The organism is Achromobacter sp. GD03932, assembly GCF_029839485.1.
Classification (GTDB): Bacteria; Pseudomonadota; Gammaproteobacteria; order Burkholderiales; family Burkholderiaceae_B; genus Achromobacter; species Achromobacter bronchisepticus_A.
In genome coordinates this window covers 105,812-118,966 of the sequence record NZ_JAOCAT010000004.1, presented here as the reverse complement: position 1 = coordinate 118,966, position 13,155 = coordinate 105,812, and the positions used below count along the sequence as shown (strand labels likewise).

Genomic DNA, 13,155 nt, shown 5'->3' with positions numbered 1-13,155 from the left:
CGATTTGGTCGCCGCGAGCCGCTCGCGACGACCATTTCCGCCTGGGAATCAGTTCGAGAGTTCCCTGCGGACGATTTCAGCGCCGGCGCTCAAGGCGCTCAGCTTGCCTCGTGCGACTGCGCGGGACAGAGGAGCCATGCCGCAGTTGGTGCAAGGATAGAGCTTGTCGGCATCGACAAATTGCAGCGCCTTGCGCAGGGTGTCGGCGACTTCCTCGGGAGTTTCAATGGTATTGGTCGCCACATCGATGGCGCCGACCATCACCTTCTTGCCCCGAATCAGCTCGATCAGATCCATGGGAACGCGAGAGTTCTGGCATTCCAGCGAGACGATGTCGATACTGGATTTTTGCAGCTTGGGAAAAGCCTCTTCGTATTGCCGCCACTCCGATCCTAGCGTTTTCTTCCAATCCGTATTGGCCTTGATGCCATAGCCATAGCAGATGTGGACGGCGGTTTCGCACTTGAGCCCTTCAATGGCTTTTTCCAGCGTGGCCACGCCCCAATCATTCACTTCGTCAAAGAACACGTTGAAGGCGGGCTCGTCAAACTGGATGATGTCGACGCCAGCAGCCTCCAGTTCCCGGGCTTCCTGATTGAGAATCTTGGCGAATTCCCACGCCAGCTTTTCGCGGCTTTGATAGTGGCCGTCGTAAAGCGTATCGATCATCGTCATGGGACCCGGCAAGGCCCATTTGATCGGTTGCTTGGTCTGCTGGCGCAAGAACTTGGCGTCTTCGACGAACACGGGCTTGCGGCGCGCCACGGCGCCCACGACCGTCGGCACGCTGGCATCGTAGCGGTCGCGGATCCTGACCGTCTTGCGGTTCTCGAAATCAACGCCTTCCAGGTGCTCGATAAACGTCGTCACGAAATGCTGACGCGTTTGTTCGCCATCGCTGACGATATCGATGCCGGCGTGCTGCTGTTCCTGCAGAGACAAACGCAGCGCATCCTGCTTGCCTTCGGCCAAGCCCTCGTCCTGCAATTTCCAGGGAGACCAGAGTTTTTCAGGTTCTGCGAGCCAGGAGGGTTTAGGCAGGCTGCCGGCAGTGGAAGTAGGTAGCAATTTTTTCACAATAGATGCCTTGGTGCTTTTGATGATCAAAGAGGGGTGTTTGCGGACCACTGCTCAAGAATCGCCTGGTATGGTTTGATGAAATGCTCTTCGACAAACCGTCCCTGCTCTATAGCCAGCTGGCTACGCTCCTCTCGGTCATAGACAATCCGGGTCAACGAATAATCCTGGTGCTTCAAACTGGGCTGATAGGATCTTCCGGCCGCGGAATTCGCGTTGTAGATCTCTGGCCGGTAAATCTTCTGGAAAGTGTCCATCGTGCTGATGGTGCTGATGAGCTCAAGATTGGTGTAGTCGCTCAGCAAATCGCCGGAAAAATAAAAAGCCAAGGGCGCGGCGCTGTTCGGCGGCATGAAGTAACGAACCTTCATCCCCATCTTCTTGAAATATTCATCCGTCAGCGAGTATTCATCCTGCTGGTATTCCACGCCCAGTACGGGGTGCTGATTTTCAGTCCGATGATAGGTCTTGCTGCTGGATACGCTCAGGCATATGACGGGCGGCTTGCTGAAGTGCTCTTTGTAAGTGCTTGAATTTACAAAGCACTTGAACAGCTTGCCGTGGAGGTCTCCAAAATTGTCCGGAGTGCTGAACGTGGCTTGATTCTTGGTGTGTTCCAGCAGCAGCACGCTGAAGTCGTAATCCCGCACATACGAGGAGAAGTTGTTCCCTACGATGCCTTCAATGCGCTCGTTGGTCTTGCTGTCGACGATGCTGGTCTTCAGTATTTCGATCAAGGGGAGGGCATTGCCGCTGCTTGCGCCGTCTATGCTCATCTCGACGGAAATGATCTCAAGGTTGACGGCATAGCGGTCGCCCTTGGGATTGTCCCAATGCGCCAAGGCATTGAAGCGATTGTCAATCATCCGGAGGGTGTTGCGCAGGTTCTCCTGGCGACTCGTGCCCCTGGCCAGATTGGCGAAGTTGGTCGTGATCCGCGTATTGTCTGAAGGACGATAGTCCTCATCGAAACAAATGCTCTTGATGGCAAATGCAAACTCGTTACTCATGGTGCTCTGCTGCCCTGAATCCTGGATAAAACCCGCGTCTATTTCCTGCTTTTTCAGCGCTGCTTTTTTTATTCAGCAGTCTTGACATTGACGATATAGGAGGCGTAGTTTATGTCGGGCTATCCATGAATAAAAGTGAATTGATCTCATGAAGCCATTAGCTTCATTCATGGATGGATTTGCGGTCGATCGGTCTCGGATCCGACCGCCTGGCGAGCAGACGCTACCGTGAAGAATCAAGCCGCGGCGGGCCTTTTGGCTTGTTCAATGAATGCACGCAGGTAGTCGATTCCCACATCCGCCTCGCGAGCGCCCAGATAAATGTGCTTGGCAATGCCTTTCTTGCCCAGCCGGACTGGCACCACATTCATGGTGTCCGCGTACTCCAGCACCAGCCAGCGTGGCAACGCCGCCACCCCGCGGCCGCTGGCGACCATCTGCAGCATGATGTCCGTGGTCTCGATGGCCTTGTGCCGCCTGGGCGTGATGCCGGCCGGCGTCAGGAACATGTTGTAGATGTCGAGCCTGTCGACCGGCACCGGATAGGCCACCAGCACTTCGTTGGAGAGTTGTTTGGGGGTGACGTACTCCTCCCGGGCGAGAGAATGGTTGCCAGCGACGACCAGCACCTGTTCGTAGTCGAATACAGGCTCGAACACGAGTCCGGGCTTGTTCAGCGGATCGGGTGTGACCAGCAGGTCGATTTCGTAGCCGAACAGCGCCCCGATGCCCCCGAACTGGAATTTCTGCTTCACATCCACGTCCACATCCGGCCAGGCCGCCAGATACGGGGAGACGATCTTCAGCAGCCACTGGTAGCAGGGATGGCATTCCATGCCGATGCGCAGCGACCCGCGCTCCCCCTGGGCGAACTGGCGCAGACGCTCTTCGGCCAGAGCCAGTTGCGGCAACACCCGGTTGGCCACCGCCAACAGGTATTGACCGGCTTGGGTGAGTCGCAGGCTGCGGCCTTCACGCAGCCAGATGTCGGTCCCCAGTTGCTGCTCCAGCTTCTTCATGCTGTGGCTCAGGGCCGACTGCGTCACGTGCAGGACGCCTGCGGCGGCAGTCAGCGAACCCTGCTTTTCGACCTCCTGCACGATGGATAGATGGATACGATCAAGCATGATGAAAATTCATGGTTTATTGAGATAAAACCATTCTACTTAATCGTTTCGCCCTATCAGAAGGTCCCGCGTACCGTCAGCGTCGCGTTGCGCGGTTCACCATAGAAGCTGCCCCATCCCGGCGCGCCTATCGTCTGGTAGTAGGTCTTGTCGAACAGGTTGTTGACGTTCAATGCCGCCGACCAGTTCTTGTTGATCTTGTAGCCGATGCGCGCATTCCAGACGGCGTAAGGCGCCTGCGAGACCCGCACCGAGCGGGTTTCCGTGTAGCTGCCGGTCTGGTAGTTCACGCCGCCGCCCAAGGTCCATGCCGACCATTCGCCGGGCAGGCGGTAGTCGGACCACAGGCGCAGGATGTGCTTGGGCGTTACCGTGCGTCCGAAGTTGGTGCTTGATACCTCGGTGTCGTCCAGGAACTTCAGGGTGTTGAAGGTGTAGCCGGCAAACAGCTGCCAGCCGGGGGCCACCTCGCCGCTGATTTCGGCGTCCACGCCCTGGCTGCGCACCTTGCCGCTGGACAGATAGCAGATGTCGCCCACGGAGCATGCGCTGACCAGGTCTTGCTGGGCGCGGTTCTTCTGGTCGACGCGGAAGAGGGCGATCGAGGCGTTGACCCGGCCGTCGAGCAGTTCGCCCTTGATGCCCGCTTCATAGTTCTTGCCCAGGATGGGGTCCAGTATCTGGCCCGACGCGTCCACGGCGTTCTGCGGTTCGAAGATCTCCGCAAAGCTGACGTAGCCGGACCACTGGGGATTGAAGGCGTAGATCAGGCCGCCGTAGGGCGTGACGACGCCATTTTCCTTGTAGGGGTCGGTGTACTGCTTGCCATCGTCCCGGTACTTGCCGGTGTTCTCGTACCAGCTGACGCGGGCGCCCGCCACCAGCGTCAACGGATCGGCCAACTTGAAGCGGCCGACGCCGTAGACGCCGGTCTGCTTCATCGTGATGACGGTCGCGGCACCGCGGTAGGCGTTCTCGCGCAGCCAGTCATCCGTGGGTTCGGGCACGTGGTGATCCGGATCCCAGACGTTCACGGCGCGGTTCAGGCGCGCAGTCGCGAAATCGTTCTTGCTGGTCAGTTCGTTGATGCTGGCGCCCACGCTGATCGAGTGCTTGCGGCCCAGCGCCTCAAACGCGCCGTCCACGTTCAGGTTGAGCGCCTTGTTGTGCGTGGAGAAATCGAAGATGCCGGCGTACATCGTCGGCCCGAGCCCGGTGGCCGGATTGACCGCGCCTTCGGTGAAGGCGTATTTGGAATCGTTGGACTCCTGGGTGGAAGTCCCGGTAAGTTTCAGCGACCAGTCCTGGTTGAAGCGGTGCGTGAGTTCGGCGAACACCGTGGTCTGCTTGCCGTTCCAGCGGTTCCAGTCTTGCGAGAGCGAGGTCGAACGCTTCAGCCCGATGTCGTCGCCGTTGGTGTAGTGGGGCAGGCCGTGGAAGAACGGCGTGGATCGCAGTTCTTCGTAGCTGATGCCGCCGGTCAAGGTGGTGGCGGGTCCCAGGTCGTAGCTCAGTACGCCGTACAGCACGCCGGTGCGGCTGTCGGCGTTGTCGTAGAAGTATTCCCGGTCGTTGTAGCTGGCCACGGCGCGGCCGCGCAGGGAGCCTGACGCGTTCAAGGGGCCGGTCGCATCGATGTCGGCGCGATAGTTGTTCCAGGAGCCGCCGCTGGCCAACAGCTGCACCTGGTTTTCGGCCAGTGGGCGCTTGCGCACCAGGTTGACCGCGGCGCTGGGCGAACCGGCGCCCTGCAGCAGGCCGGTGGCGCCTCGGATGATTTCCACGCGGTCCAGGATCACGGTGCTGCTGGTGAAGCTGTTGGCCTGGGGGTAATAGAACGCGCGGTTGACGCCGTCGAACTGATAGCTGTCGACCCGGAAGCCGCGCGAGAACACATAGTTTCCGCCCATCGGGCTCTTGTAGAGCGTCATGCCGGTGCTGTTGGCCAGCACGTCGTCCAGCGTGTTGGCGTTCTGGTCGTCCATGCGCTGGCGCGTCACCACGGTGACCGACTGCGGGATCTCTTTCAGGGTCTGCTCGCCCTTGCCTATGGTCACGATCCCGCTGGTATAGCTGCCCGTGCCTTCCGTGACGGCCGGGTCGGCCATGCCCGTCACCGTGACTGGCGCGAGAGTGGTCGCGTCTCCTTGCGGAATGCGGCGCAGGTGATAACCCTCTCCGTTGGCGTTGGCCACGGCTTGCAGGCCCGTGCCTGCAAGCAGGCGCGTGAGGCCCTGTTCCGCGGTGTAGCGGCCCGTAAGCCCTTGCGTCATCACCCCGCGGGTCAGCGTCGGCGACGCGGCCACGGTGATGTTGGCGGCGACTCCGAACTGGCCCAGCGCTTCATCCAGCGGCGTAGGGGCGATGGCGAAAGCGACCCCTTGCGCGGTCGCGGGCTGAGCCCAGGACGCGGCGGGCGCGGCGAATGGAGCCATTGCGGCCAAAGCCAGATGGACGGCAAGGCGCAAGCGCGCCGGACCTGCCCCGGGCGTCTGGGGCGCGGCAAGAGTAGAGGGTGTATGGCGTGCTGCCATGAGGGCTTCCTGGTTCGTCGATGGGTAGGGCCAGACCGCGGGCGCCTCGGGTCTGTCTCTATGTCTAACGAACCACATCCGAAAATCTTCGCTGGCGTTACAAATTTCCCGGGAGAGCACCCGGGTTGCGGCTCCGCGCGTCAGGCGCGATCGACGCTGACCCAATAGCGCGTGCGGTATCGCAGCCTCAGGTCGAGTACGCCGGCCAGCACTTCCAGCGCCCGGTCGGTGTCGTCGATGCGGAAGGCCCCCGTGACTTCGAGGTCCGCCACCCTGGGGGCGCAGCGCAGGATGCCGACGCGATAGCGTCCCAGTTCCGCGAGGAACTGATCCAGCCGCATGCGGTTCGCGACCAGCATGCCTGCGGCCCAGGCAGGCTCGGTGCCGTCGACCCGGGTTGCGGGAGACAGCGTGCGGTCGTTGAATTCCGCCTGTTCGCCGGCATGCACGGTCCGCCCGGCGGGGTCCACGCGCACGGCCCCTTCAAAGACGGCAAGACGCGTCGAGCCATCGTTGTCGTCCAGTTGGCGCACGGCAAAGCGCGTGCCGAGCGGCGTGAGCAGGCCGTGCCGGGTCTGCACGCTGAAGGGGCGTCCAGCGCCATCCGCGGCCGTCGCGATCAGGATTTCTCCGCTGCGCAGTGTGACGCGGCGTTGCTGCGCGTCGTAGCGCAGCGCCACCGCGGTATCGGTGTTCAGGGTCAGGAGGGTGCCGTCGGGCAGGGTCATGGTCCGCTGCTCGCCGGTGGCGGTGCGATAGACGGTGCTGCCTTCCCACCAGCCCTCGCGCGCGCCTGCCCATGCCAACGTGCCCAGGCAGAAGCCGCCGGCCGCCCATTTCATGACGCTGCGGCGCGAACGCTGTTCGCAGTAGCGCAGGATGGTCTGGCTGGCGGCGCCCTCGGATACTGTGGTGGCATTGATCTCGCGCCCGATGCCCTGGAGGCGTTGCCACGCGAGCTCGTGGCGCACGTCTGCCTGGCGCCATGCCGCACAGGCGGCCTGCGTGGCCGCGTCGGGGGCATCCCCGGTCCGCATCATCCATCGCGCCGCCTGCCTGATGATGTCGGGATGCAGCCGTTCGGCCTGGGCGGCGTTCATGTGTACAGCACCGCGTAGCAATGCTCCCAGGCCTTGACGATGTCGCGCTGCACGGCCGCCACCGAAATATCGAGTTGCCGGGCGATGTCGCGGTAGGGCAGGCCTTCCACCTGCGCCAGCACGAAGACCCGGCGCGCCCGTGGCGGCAACTGCTCCAGCATGCGGCATACGGCGTTCAGCGCTTCCATCACCAGCGCGTGCGTTTCGGGGCTGGGCTCGACGGCCTCGTTGCGCGATGCCAGCGTTTCCAGATAGGCCTGTTCCACGGCGCGGCGGCGCGACTGGTCGATCAGAAGACGCTTGGCGACGGTGGTGAGAAAGCCGCGCGGCTCGGCAAACGCCGCGCGCGACTCGCTGCGCATGACGCGTTCGAAGGTGTCGTGCGCCAGATCCGCGGCGTTTTCGGTATTGCCGCTGAGCCGGCGGCGCAGCATTTGCACGAGCCAGCCGTGATGCTCTCGATACAGGCTGACGAAGTCGTCGGAGGAGGCAAAGTCGGCGGGGGGCAAGGGGGGGGCCGTTCAAATGCTAATGGGAATGATTGCTAATTGTATAGGATCGTCATTCCAGGTGTTCCCCACGATGTCGCGCCGCATTGGCCAGGTCCGCAATCGGCGCCAGCAGCGCCCGATCAAAACGCTCCAGCGCCGCGCCCGCGCGCAATCTTGCAGGCCAATCGGAATGCGTCAGCGCGCCGCGTCCGAGCGAGACGAAGTCTGCCTCCTGCCGCGCCATCATCGCATCGGCCGCCATCGGGTCATGCAGCGACCCGTTGGCCAGTACCGGGACCGCAACGTGCTGCCGCGCCAATGCCGCGAGGCTTGGACCCTGATCTCCAAAAGCCGGACGCCAAGCCTCGAACTCGGTCGTGTGCAGGTAGTCGATGGGCTGCGCGCCCAGCGTGCGGTAGATCTGCGCCGCATCGGCCTCGCCGCCTTCCCACTTGTGGCTGAAGTCATTGACCTTGCCCTGCGAGCTGCGCACGCCCACGACATAGCGCGGTCCGGTAGCCCGGCGCACGGCCTGGATGACCTCCACCGTCAAGCGCAGCCGGTTGTCCAGGCTGCCGCCATAGCGGTCCGCGCGCAGATTGGTGTAGCTGGTGAGGAACTGGTCCAGCAGGTAGCCGTTGGCGCCGTGGATTTCGACGCCGTCGAAGCCGGCCTCCTGCGCTCTGCGCGCAGCCTGGGCAAAGCCATCGATGGCCTCTGCGATGTCCTTGTCCGACATGGCTTCGGGCATCCGGTACGGCCCGTCGCCCCTATAGAACGCCATTTGCTGTCCCTTGGGCTGTACGGCCGACGGACCCTTGGTCGTGCCGCAATGAGGATTGCCCTGCGACAGCGCGCCCGCATGCATGAGCTGCGCGATGATGCGGCCGCCGTGCGCGTGCACGCGGTCGACCACGGTGCGCCAGGCGTCGCGCTGCGCGTCGTCGGTCAGGCCGGGCTGGAACAGGTAGCCCTGCGCATGCGCCCGGTCGGTGTAGATGCCCTCGGTGATCACCAGGCCGAAGCCGCCGGCTGCGAAGGCTTGGTAGTAATCGGCCATTTGCGACGTGGCGCGGCCATCTTCCGTGGCGCTGACTCGAGTCATGGGGGCGACGGCGAGACGATTGGCCAGGGTCAAGCCCCTTTCCAGCTGTAGCGGCGCGAACAGTCCGACCTGCGCAGCATCGTTCGTACGATAGTCGAGCGCGCCCATGTCAACGGCCCTCCTGCGGACGCACGGCGGCGATGGCCTCGATCTCGATCATGGCGGCCGGGTCGTAGAGCGCCTTGATCTCGGCGATCGTGTCGGCGGGGTAGGGGGCCGAGAAGTGGCGGCGGCGCAGCGTGACCACGTCCTGGAAGTCCCCCATGTCGGTGACGAAGATGGTGACCTTGATGACGTCCTTCAGGCTGGAGCCGCCGGCTTCCAGCGCGCGGCGCAAGTTCAGGAAGGCTTGTTCGCCTTGAGCCAGAAAGCCGCCCTCGACGATCTTGCCGTCATCGCCGGCGCCCGCCTGGCCGGAGATGAACAACAGGTTGCCGAACTGGATGCCCTGCGACAGCAGGAAGGGTTCGTAGTTGTCGGGCTGGGTGACGACGCGCTGTAGCATGATGCGATTTCCTTCATTTATGGTTTGGAGGTGAATCAGCGCGAAAATCGCTGACTCATGTCGTAAATGTAGGAATATTCAGCGATGCTGACAAAGGTTCATTTATCAGCTATAAGATGAGAAAATCTCATCCATGATCATGCAACGCCGATCTCTTCCGCTCTCCGGACTGCGCGTATTCGAGGCCGCCGCGCGCCTGGGCAGTTTCAAGGCCGCGGCCGAGGAACTGGCCGTGACGCCGACCGCCGTCAGCCATCAGATCCGCGCGCTGGAAGCGCAGACCGGGCTGGTGCTGTTCGACCGCCACGTGCGCAGGGTGTCGTTGACCGAGGCGGGCGCGCAGCTCTATCCCGTGCTGCGGGATGGCTTCGATGCCTTCGAGGCGGCGCTGGCGCGCCTGACGCAGCAGCGCACGCGGATGCAGGTGAGCATCTCCGCGACCAACGCCTTCACGGTGAAGTGGCTGGTGCCGCGCATGGCGGATTTCCGCGGCAAGCATCCCGGCATCGACCTGCAGCTGCAGGCCAGCGACGACGTGGTCGATTTGCGATCGGCCGCGGTCGACATCGCGATCCGCTATGGCCGCGGGCCGTATCCGGGCCTCGTCGCGCAGCCGCTGTTCACGGACCGGTTCGCGCCCGTGGCGAATCCGCGGCTGGGCGTGGCCTCACCGGACGATCTGGCCGGCGTGCCGTTGATCCGTTTCAACTGGAAGCGGTCCCATCCGGACAATCCGACCTGGGAGCGCTGGTTCGAGGTTGCGCGCCGTTCCCTGCCGCGGCAGGCGAGCCAGCTGCGCTTTTCCGATGAGGGCCATGCCATACAGGCGGCGGTGGCCGGCCATGGCGTGGCGCTGGTCAGCCTGGCGTTGATAGCGGAAGAGCTGGAAGCGGGCCATCTGGTGCAGCCCTTCGGCCCGGTGATCGCCGGGCATACCTACCATCTGGCCATGCCCGCCGACCGGCCGCCCTCGGCGCCTGTCCAGGCCGTGGCGCAATGGTTGCGCATGCAGGCGGCGGCGCACGAGCCGGGTCGCAAGAAAGCGTAGGCGGGCTGATCGGGAGCCTGGTTCGCGGTTGTCAGCGAGCCGCTTTTGCAAGCACTTCCATGGCGGCTGCCTTGGCGCGGCCGAACTCCGCATGGTCGTCCATTGACGCGGCGACGTTGGCGTATGCCTGGTAGGCCAGTAGCTCCATGACCAGTTTCGCCTCGTCGGCGTCGGCCGCGATTTGCCCTTGCGCCCGGGCTTCGCGGATCAATTCGTGAAGACGCGCGCGTCCTGCCTCGCGGTATTGCTGGATGGCGTCGCGCAGGGGGCCGGGACGCGCACGATACTCGCTGCTTACCGCAGTGATGACGCAGCCGCCCGGCAGCTGGCGGGTCTCCACGAAGTCGAACCAGCCGGTCATCAGGGCGCGCAGCCGCGTCAGCGGCGTGCGCTTGCGCATGGCCGGTTCGACGACCTGGGTCTGGTACAGGCCTATCGCATGGGCCAAGGCCGCCAGTTGCAGGTTTTCCTTGTCGCCGAACAGAACCTGAAGATTGCTTTTCCCCACTTCGGCCATGTCGGCCACCTGGCCGAAGGTGAGGCCGCCCAGTCCTTCGACGGAGAGGAGCTTTACGGCTTCGTCCAGCACGCGGGTGCGCGCGCGCTCGCCGCGCAAGCGGCGGCCATCGGTTGGGGGAGAGGGGGGCAACGGGTTCATCGGACCTTGTTTTTCTGCTTGCACGGGTTTCATTCTTTCACGATACTATAAATACGATCGTACATATATAAATGTAAAGAATGAACCCTGAATCCGCGTTGCAAGCTGAAAAGAACCTCCCCTGGCGCGCCCTCGCGGTGCTGTTGACGGGCAACTTCGTGACGATCCTGGATCTCTTCATCGTCAATGTCGCGTTGCCCAGCATCCAGAGCGGCTTGTCGGCATCCGATACCGATCTGCAGCTGATCGTGGTGGCTTACGCATTGGCTTATGGCCTGTGCCTGATCAATGGCGCGCGTTTGGGCGATCTGTTCGGGCGGCGGCGCTTGTTCCTGGCCGGCATGGGGCTGTTCACCGTGGCTTCGGCGCTATGCGGGGTGGCGGTCACGCCGTGGCAGCTCATCCTGGCGCGCGCCTTGCAGGGGGTGGGGGCGGGCGTGCTGATGCCGCAGGTGCTGGCTTCGATCAGGGTGGTGTTCGAGGGCGAGGCGCGCAGGCGCGCGTTCGGCATCATGGGCGCGGTGCAGGGCGTGGCCGCAAGCATCTCGCAGCTGCTGGGCGGCATGCTCATCACGCTGAATCCGCTGGATCTGGGGTGGCGGCTGGTGTTTCTCATCAACGTGCCGATAGGCATTGCCGCGTTGCTCGCGGGGCGCCGGGCGCTTCCCGAATGGCGCGCGCCGGTTCCGACGCGGGTGGACCTGCGCGGCGCGCTTGCGGGCGCTGCCGGGCTGGCCCTTATCCTGGTGCCTGTCATGGAGGGACGAGAGCATGGCTGGCCCTGGTGGTCGCTTGCCGGGCCTGTGCTGGCGTTGGGCGTGCTGGCGTATTTCGTCCGCTATGAGAAAACGCTGGCCCGGCGCGGTGGCGTGCCTGTGCTGGATATGGCGCTGTTTGCCAACCGGCCATTCGTGGCTGGCATAGGCGCGGTGTTCTTCTTTTTTTCAGCCATCAGTTCGTTCTTCTTCGCGTTGACGCTGCTGTTGCAGTTCGGGCTCGGATTCGCGCCGCTGGCGGCGGGCGCCGTGTTCACGCCTTCGGCGCTGGCGTTCTTTGGCGCGTCGCTTGCCGGTCCGAAACTGGCCGCCCGCCATGGACGCGGGGCGCTGCTGTTCGGTGTGCTGGTCTTCACCGCGGGCTTGGCGCTGTCTGCGGTTACCGCCGCGACGCAGCCCCAGAACCTGGCGCTGCTGGTGGCCTCGCTGGTGCTGAATGGCGCAGGGCAAGGGCTGGTGATCCCGCTGGCATTCAACGCCATTCTGGGTTCGGTGCAGGAGGAGCAGGCCGGCATGGCTTCCGGCATGCTCAGCACCTTGCAAGTCGTGGGGACTTCCACCGGCGTGGCGGCGGTGGGCGGCGTTATCTTCACAATGCTCGAGGCCGCGGGAAGCCTGTCCGCCGGCGATGGCGCATCGGTCCATGGGCGGGCGCTGGCGGCGGCCATGCTTTACAACATTGCCGCCGCGCTGCTCAGCCTCGTCCTTTTCAGGCTGGCGACGCGCCGATAGGCGCCAAGAATCCGTCCCAGCATTCCCGGGTGAACTCATACAACGCATCCTGCGCCGTCAACGGCGTGCGCCCTGCCAGCCGGGCCAGCGCGTAGTGTCCCTGGCGCTGCGGGTCGGACGGGATCGGCACTTCGACCAGCAGGCCGGCTTCCTGCTGCTGGCGCGTGACGCAGATCACGCCCAATAGCAAGGCGTCCGTGCGCAGCGCCAATTCCACCAGCGCGTCCAGATTCTCGCAGCGGTGCGTGACCATTTGTTCCGGCGCGCCGCCTGGCCCCAGGGTTTCCGCCAGCCGCAGCGAGACTTCCGGGCTGAGAGTGGTGGACGCCACGGGGTATTGGCGGATTTGTTCTATGCCTGGCCGCTTGTGGGCGAGGATGGGATGGCCCTTGCGGCAGACCAGGCCCGCGCGCAGCGCAGGCAGGGCGCGGGTTTCCAGGTCGGCCGCGTCATACAGCATGCGGGCGTCGCAGACCATGGCGTCGATGCGTTCGTCGCGCAGCATTTCCAGCAAGGCGGCGGTGGCGCCCAGTTCGACGCCCACGCGCACCTGGGGATGGCGCTCGGCCATGTGGGCCAGGAAGGGCGACAGCAGCAGGGACGCGGGCGCCGGGCTCAGCCCGATGGACAGCGTGCCCGATTCGCCGCTATGCAGGGTTTTCAGTTCGCGCTGCAGCTCGGCTTCCTCGAAGCGCATGCGGCGCGCGCGTTCGGCCACGCAGGCGCCGTAGGGCGTGAGGCGCACGCGGCGGGTGCCGCGGTCGAGCAAGGGCAGGCCCAGTTCGGCTTCGAGCGCCTGGATGCTGCGGCTGAGCGCTGGTTGCGACAGATTGACCGCCTCTGCGGCACGCGAGTAAGTGCCGTGTTCGACCACCGCCAGCAGGTGTTTGAGTTTCTGAAAATCCATGCTCAGGCCGCATAAATACTATGAAATAAATGCATTGGAATTATAGATAAGCTGTTCGTATCATGGTCCGCAGACGGCGCCCGCA

The 13,155-nt window shown here is 63.7% G+C and carries 11 protein-coding genes and 1 pseudogene; 2 read left to right on the top strand and 10 right to left on the bottom strand.

Annotation, left to right across the window (positions count from 1 at the left end; translation table 11 throughout):
• Window positions 1-48: 48 nt before the first annotated feature.
• The 8 genes from N5C88_RS05305 to N5C88_RS05270 form a co-directional block, all read right to left on the bottom strand.
• The gene (locus tag N5C88_RS05305) at window positions 49-1,077 is read right to left on the bottom strand and encodes a methionine synthase (RefSeq protein ID WP_118933039.1); all 1,029 of its coding nucleotides are present in this window, start codon (window positions 1,075-1,077) and stop codon (window positions 49-51) included.
• Between the two features lie 26 nt (window positions 1,078-1,103).
• The gene (locus tag N5C88_RS05300; RefSeq protein ID WP_118932994.1) at window positions 1,104-2,087 is read right to left on the bottom strand and encodes a DUF1852 domain-containing protein; all 984 of its coding nucleotides are present in this window, start codon (window positions 2,085-2,087) and stop codon (window positions 1,104-1,106) included.
• A 236-nt stretch (window positions 2,088-2,323) separates the two neighbouring features.
• Window positions 2,324-3,214 (bottom strand): LysR family transcriptional regulator, encoded by an 891-nt coding sequence (locus N5C88_RS05295; protein WP_280014890.1) that lies wholly within the window; start codon window positions 3,212-3,214, stop codon window positions 2,324-2,326.
• Between the two features lie 56 nt (window positions 3,215-3,270).
• A complete protein-coding gene (locus N5C88_RS05290) occupies window positions 3,271-5,649 on the bottom strand; it encodes a TonB-dependent siderophore receptor (protein ID WP_280014889.1) in 2,379 nt (792 codons plus the stop codon).
• A 239-nt stretch (window positions 5,650-5,888) separates the two neighbouring features.
• Window positions 5,889-6,848 (bottom strand): FecR domain-containing protein, encoded by a 960-nt coding sequence (locus N5C88_RS05285; protein ID WP_280014888.1) that lies wholly within the window; start codon window positions 6,846-6,848, stop codon window positions 5,889-5,891.
• Complete coding sequence (locus N5C88_RS05280) at window positions 6,845-7,357, bottom strand: sigma-70 family RNA polymerase sigma factor (protein ID WP_280014887.1); 513 nt, start codon at window positions 7,355-7,357, stop codon at window positions 6,845-6,847. The genes N5C88_RS05285 and N5C88_RS05280 overlap by 4 nt, the downstream gene beginning before the upstream one ends.
• Before the next feature lie 52 nt (window positions 7,358-7,409).
• Window positions 7,410-8,552: an NADH:flavin oxidoreductase gene (locus N5C88_RS05275; RefSeq protein WP_280014886.1), complete on the bottom strand. Its 1,143-nt coding sequence runs from the start codon at window positions 8,550-8,552 to the stop codon at window positions 7,410-7,412.
• Window position 8,553: 1 nt separating this feature from the next.
• The gene (locus tag N5C88_RS05270) at window positions 8,554-8,949 is read right to left on the bottom strand and encodes a RidA family protein (protein WP_280014885.1); all 396 of its coding nucleotides are present in this window, start codon (window positions 8,947-8,949) and stop codon (window positions 8,554-8,556) included.
• 139 nt (window positions 8,950-9,088) lie between these two features.
• Here N5C88_RS05270 and N5C88_RS05265 point away from each other — a divergent pair, with 139 nt between their 5' ends.
• A complete protein-coding gene (locus N5C88_RS05265; protein WP_251880947.1) occupies window positions 9,089-9,997 on the top strand; it encodes a LysR substrate-binding domain-containing protein in 909 nt (302 codons plus the stop codon).
• A 31-nt stretch (window positions 9,998-10,028) separates the two neighbouring features.
• Here N5C88_RS05265 and N5C88_RS05260 read toward each other — a convergent pair.
• Window positions 10,029-10,720, bottom strand: a pseudogene (locus tag N5C88_RS05260) (TetR family transcriptional regulator C-terminal domain-containing protein).
• A 15-nt stretch (window positions 10,721-10,735) separates the two neighbouring features.
• Between N5C88_RS05260 and N5C88_RS05255 the strand changes: the two are divergent.
• Entirely contained in the window at window positions 10,736-12,163 is a 1,428-nt protein-coding gene (locus N5C88_RS05255) for an MFS transporter (protein ID WP_280014884.1), read from the top strand.
• Here the strand turns inward: N5C88_RS05255 and N5C88_RS05250 are convergent.
• A complete protein-coding gene (locus N5C88_RS05250; RefSeq protein ID WP_118933001.1) occupies window positions 12,141-13,070 on the bottom strand; it encodes a LysR family transcriptional regulator in 930 nt (309 codons plus the stop codon). The genes N5C88_RS05255 and N5C88_RS05250 overlap by 23 nt on opposite strands.
• Between the last annotated feature and the right edge of the window lie 85 nt (window positions 13,071-13,155).

What these genes read in the sequence shown, in the direction of transcription:
- N5C88_RS05300 (WP_118932994.1), bottom strand. Translation starts at nt 2,087, where the DNA reads ATGAGTAACGAGTTTGCATTTGCCATCAAGAGCATTTGTTTCGATGAG.
- N5C88_RS05295 (WP_280014890.1), bottom strand. Translation starts at nt 3,214, where the DNA reads ATGCTTGATCGTATCCATCTATCCATCGTGCAGGAGGTCGAAAAGCAG.
- N5C88_RS05290 (WP_280014889.1), bottom strand. Translation starts at nt 5,649, where the DNA reads ATGGCTCCATTCGCCGCGCCCGCCGCGTCCTGGGCTCAGCCCGCGACC.
- N5C88_RS05285 (WP_280014888.1), bottom strand. Translation starts at nt 6,848, where the DNA reads ATGAACGCCGCCCAGGCCGAACGGCTGCATCCCGACATCATCAGGCAG.
- N5C88_RS05275 (WP_280014886.1), bottom strand. Translation starts at nt 8,552, where the DNA reads ATGGGCGCGCTCGACTATCGTACGAACGATGCTGCGCAGGTCGGACTG.
- N5C88_RS05270 (WP_280014885.1), bottom strand. Translation starts at nt 8,949, where the DNA reads ATGCTACAGCGCGTCGTCACCCAGCCCGACAACTACGAACCCTTCCTG.
- N5C88_RS05265 (WP_251880947.1), top strand. Translation starts at nt 9,089, where the DNA reads ATGCAACGCCGATCTCTTCCGCTCTCCGGACTGCGCGTATTCGAGGCC.
- N5C88_RS05255 (WP_280014884.1), top strand. Translation starts at nt 10,736, where the DNA reads ATGAACCCTGAATCCGCGTTGCAAGCTGAAAAGAACCTCCCCTGGCGC.
- N5C88_RS05250 (WP_118933001.1), bottom strand. Translation starts at nt 13,070, where the DNA reads ATGGATTTTCAGAAACTCAAACACCTGCTGGCGGTGGTCGAACACGGC.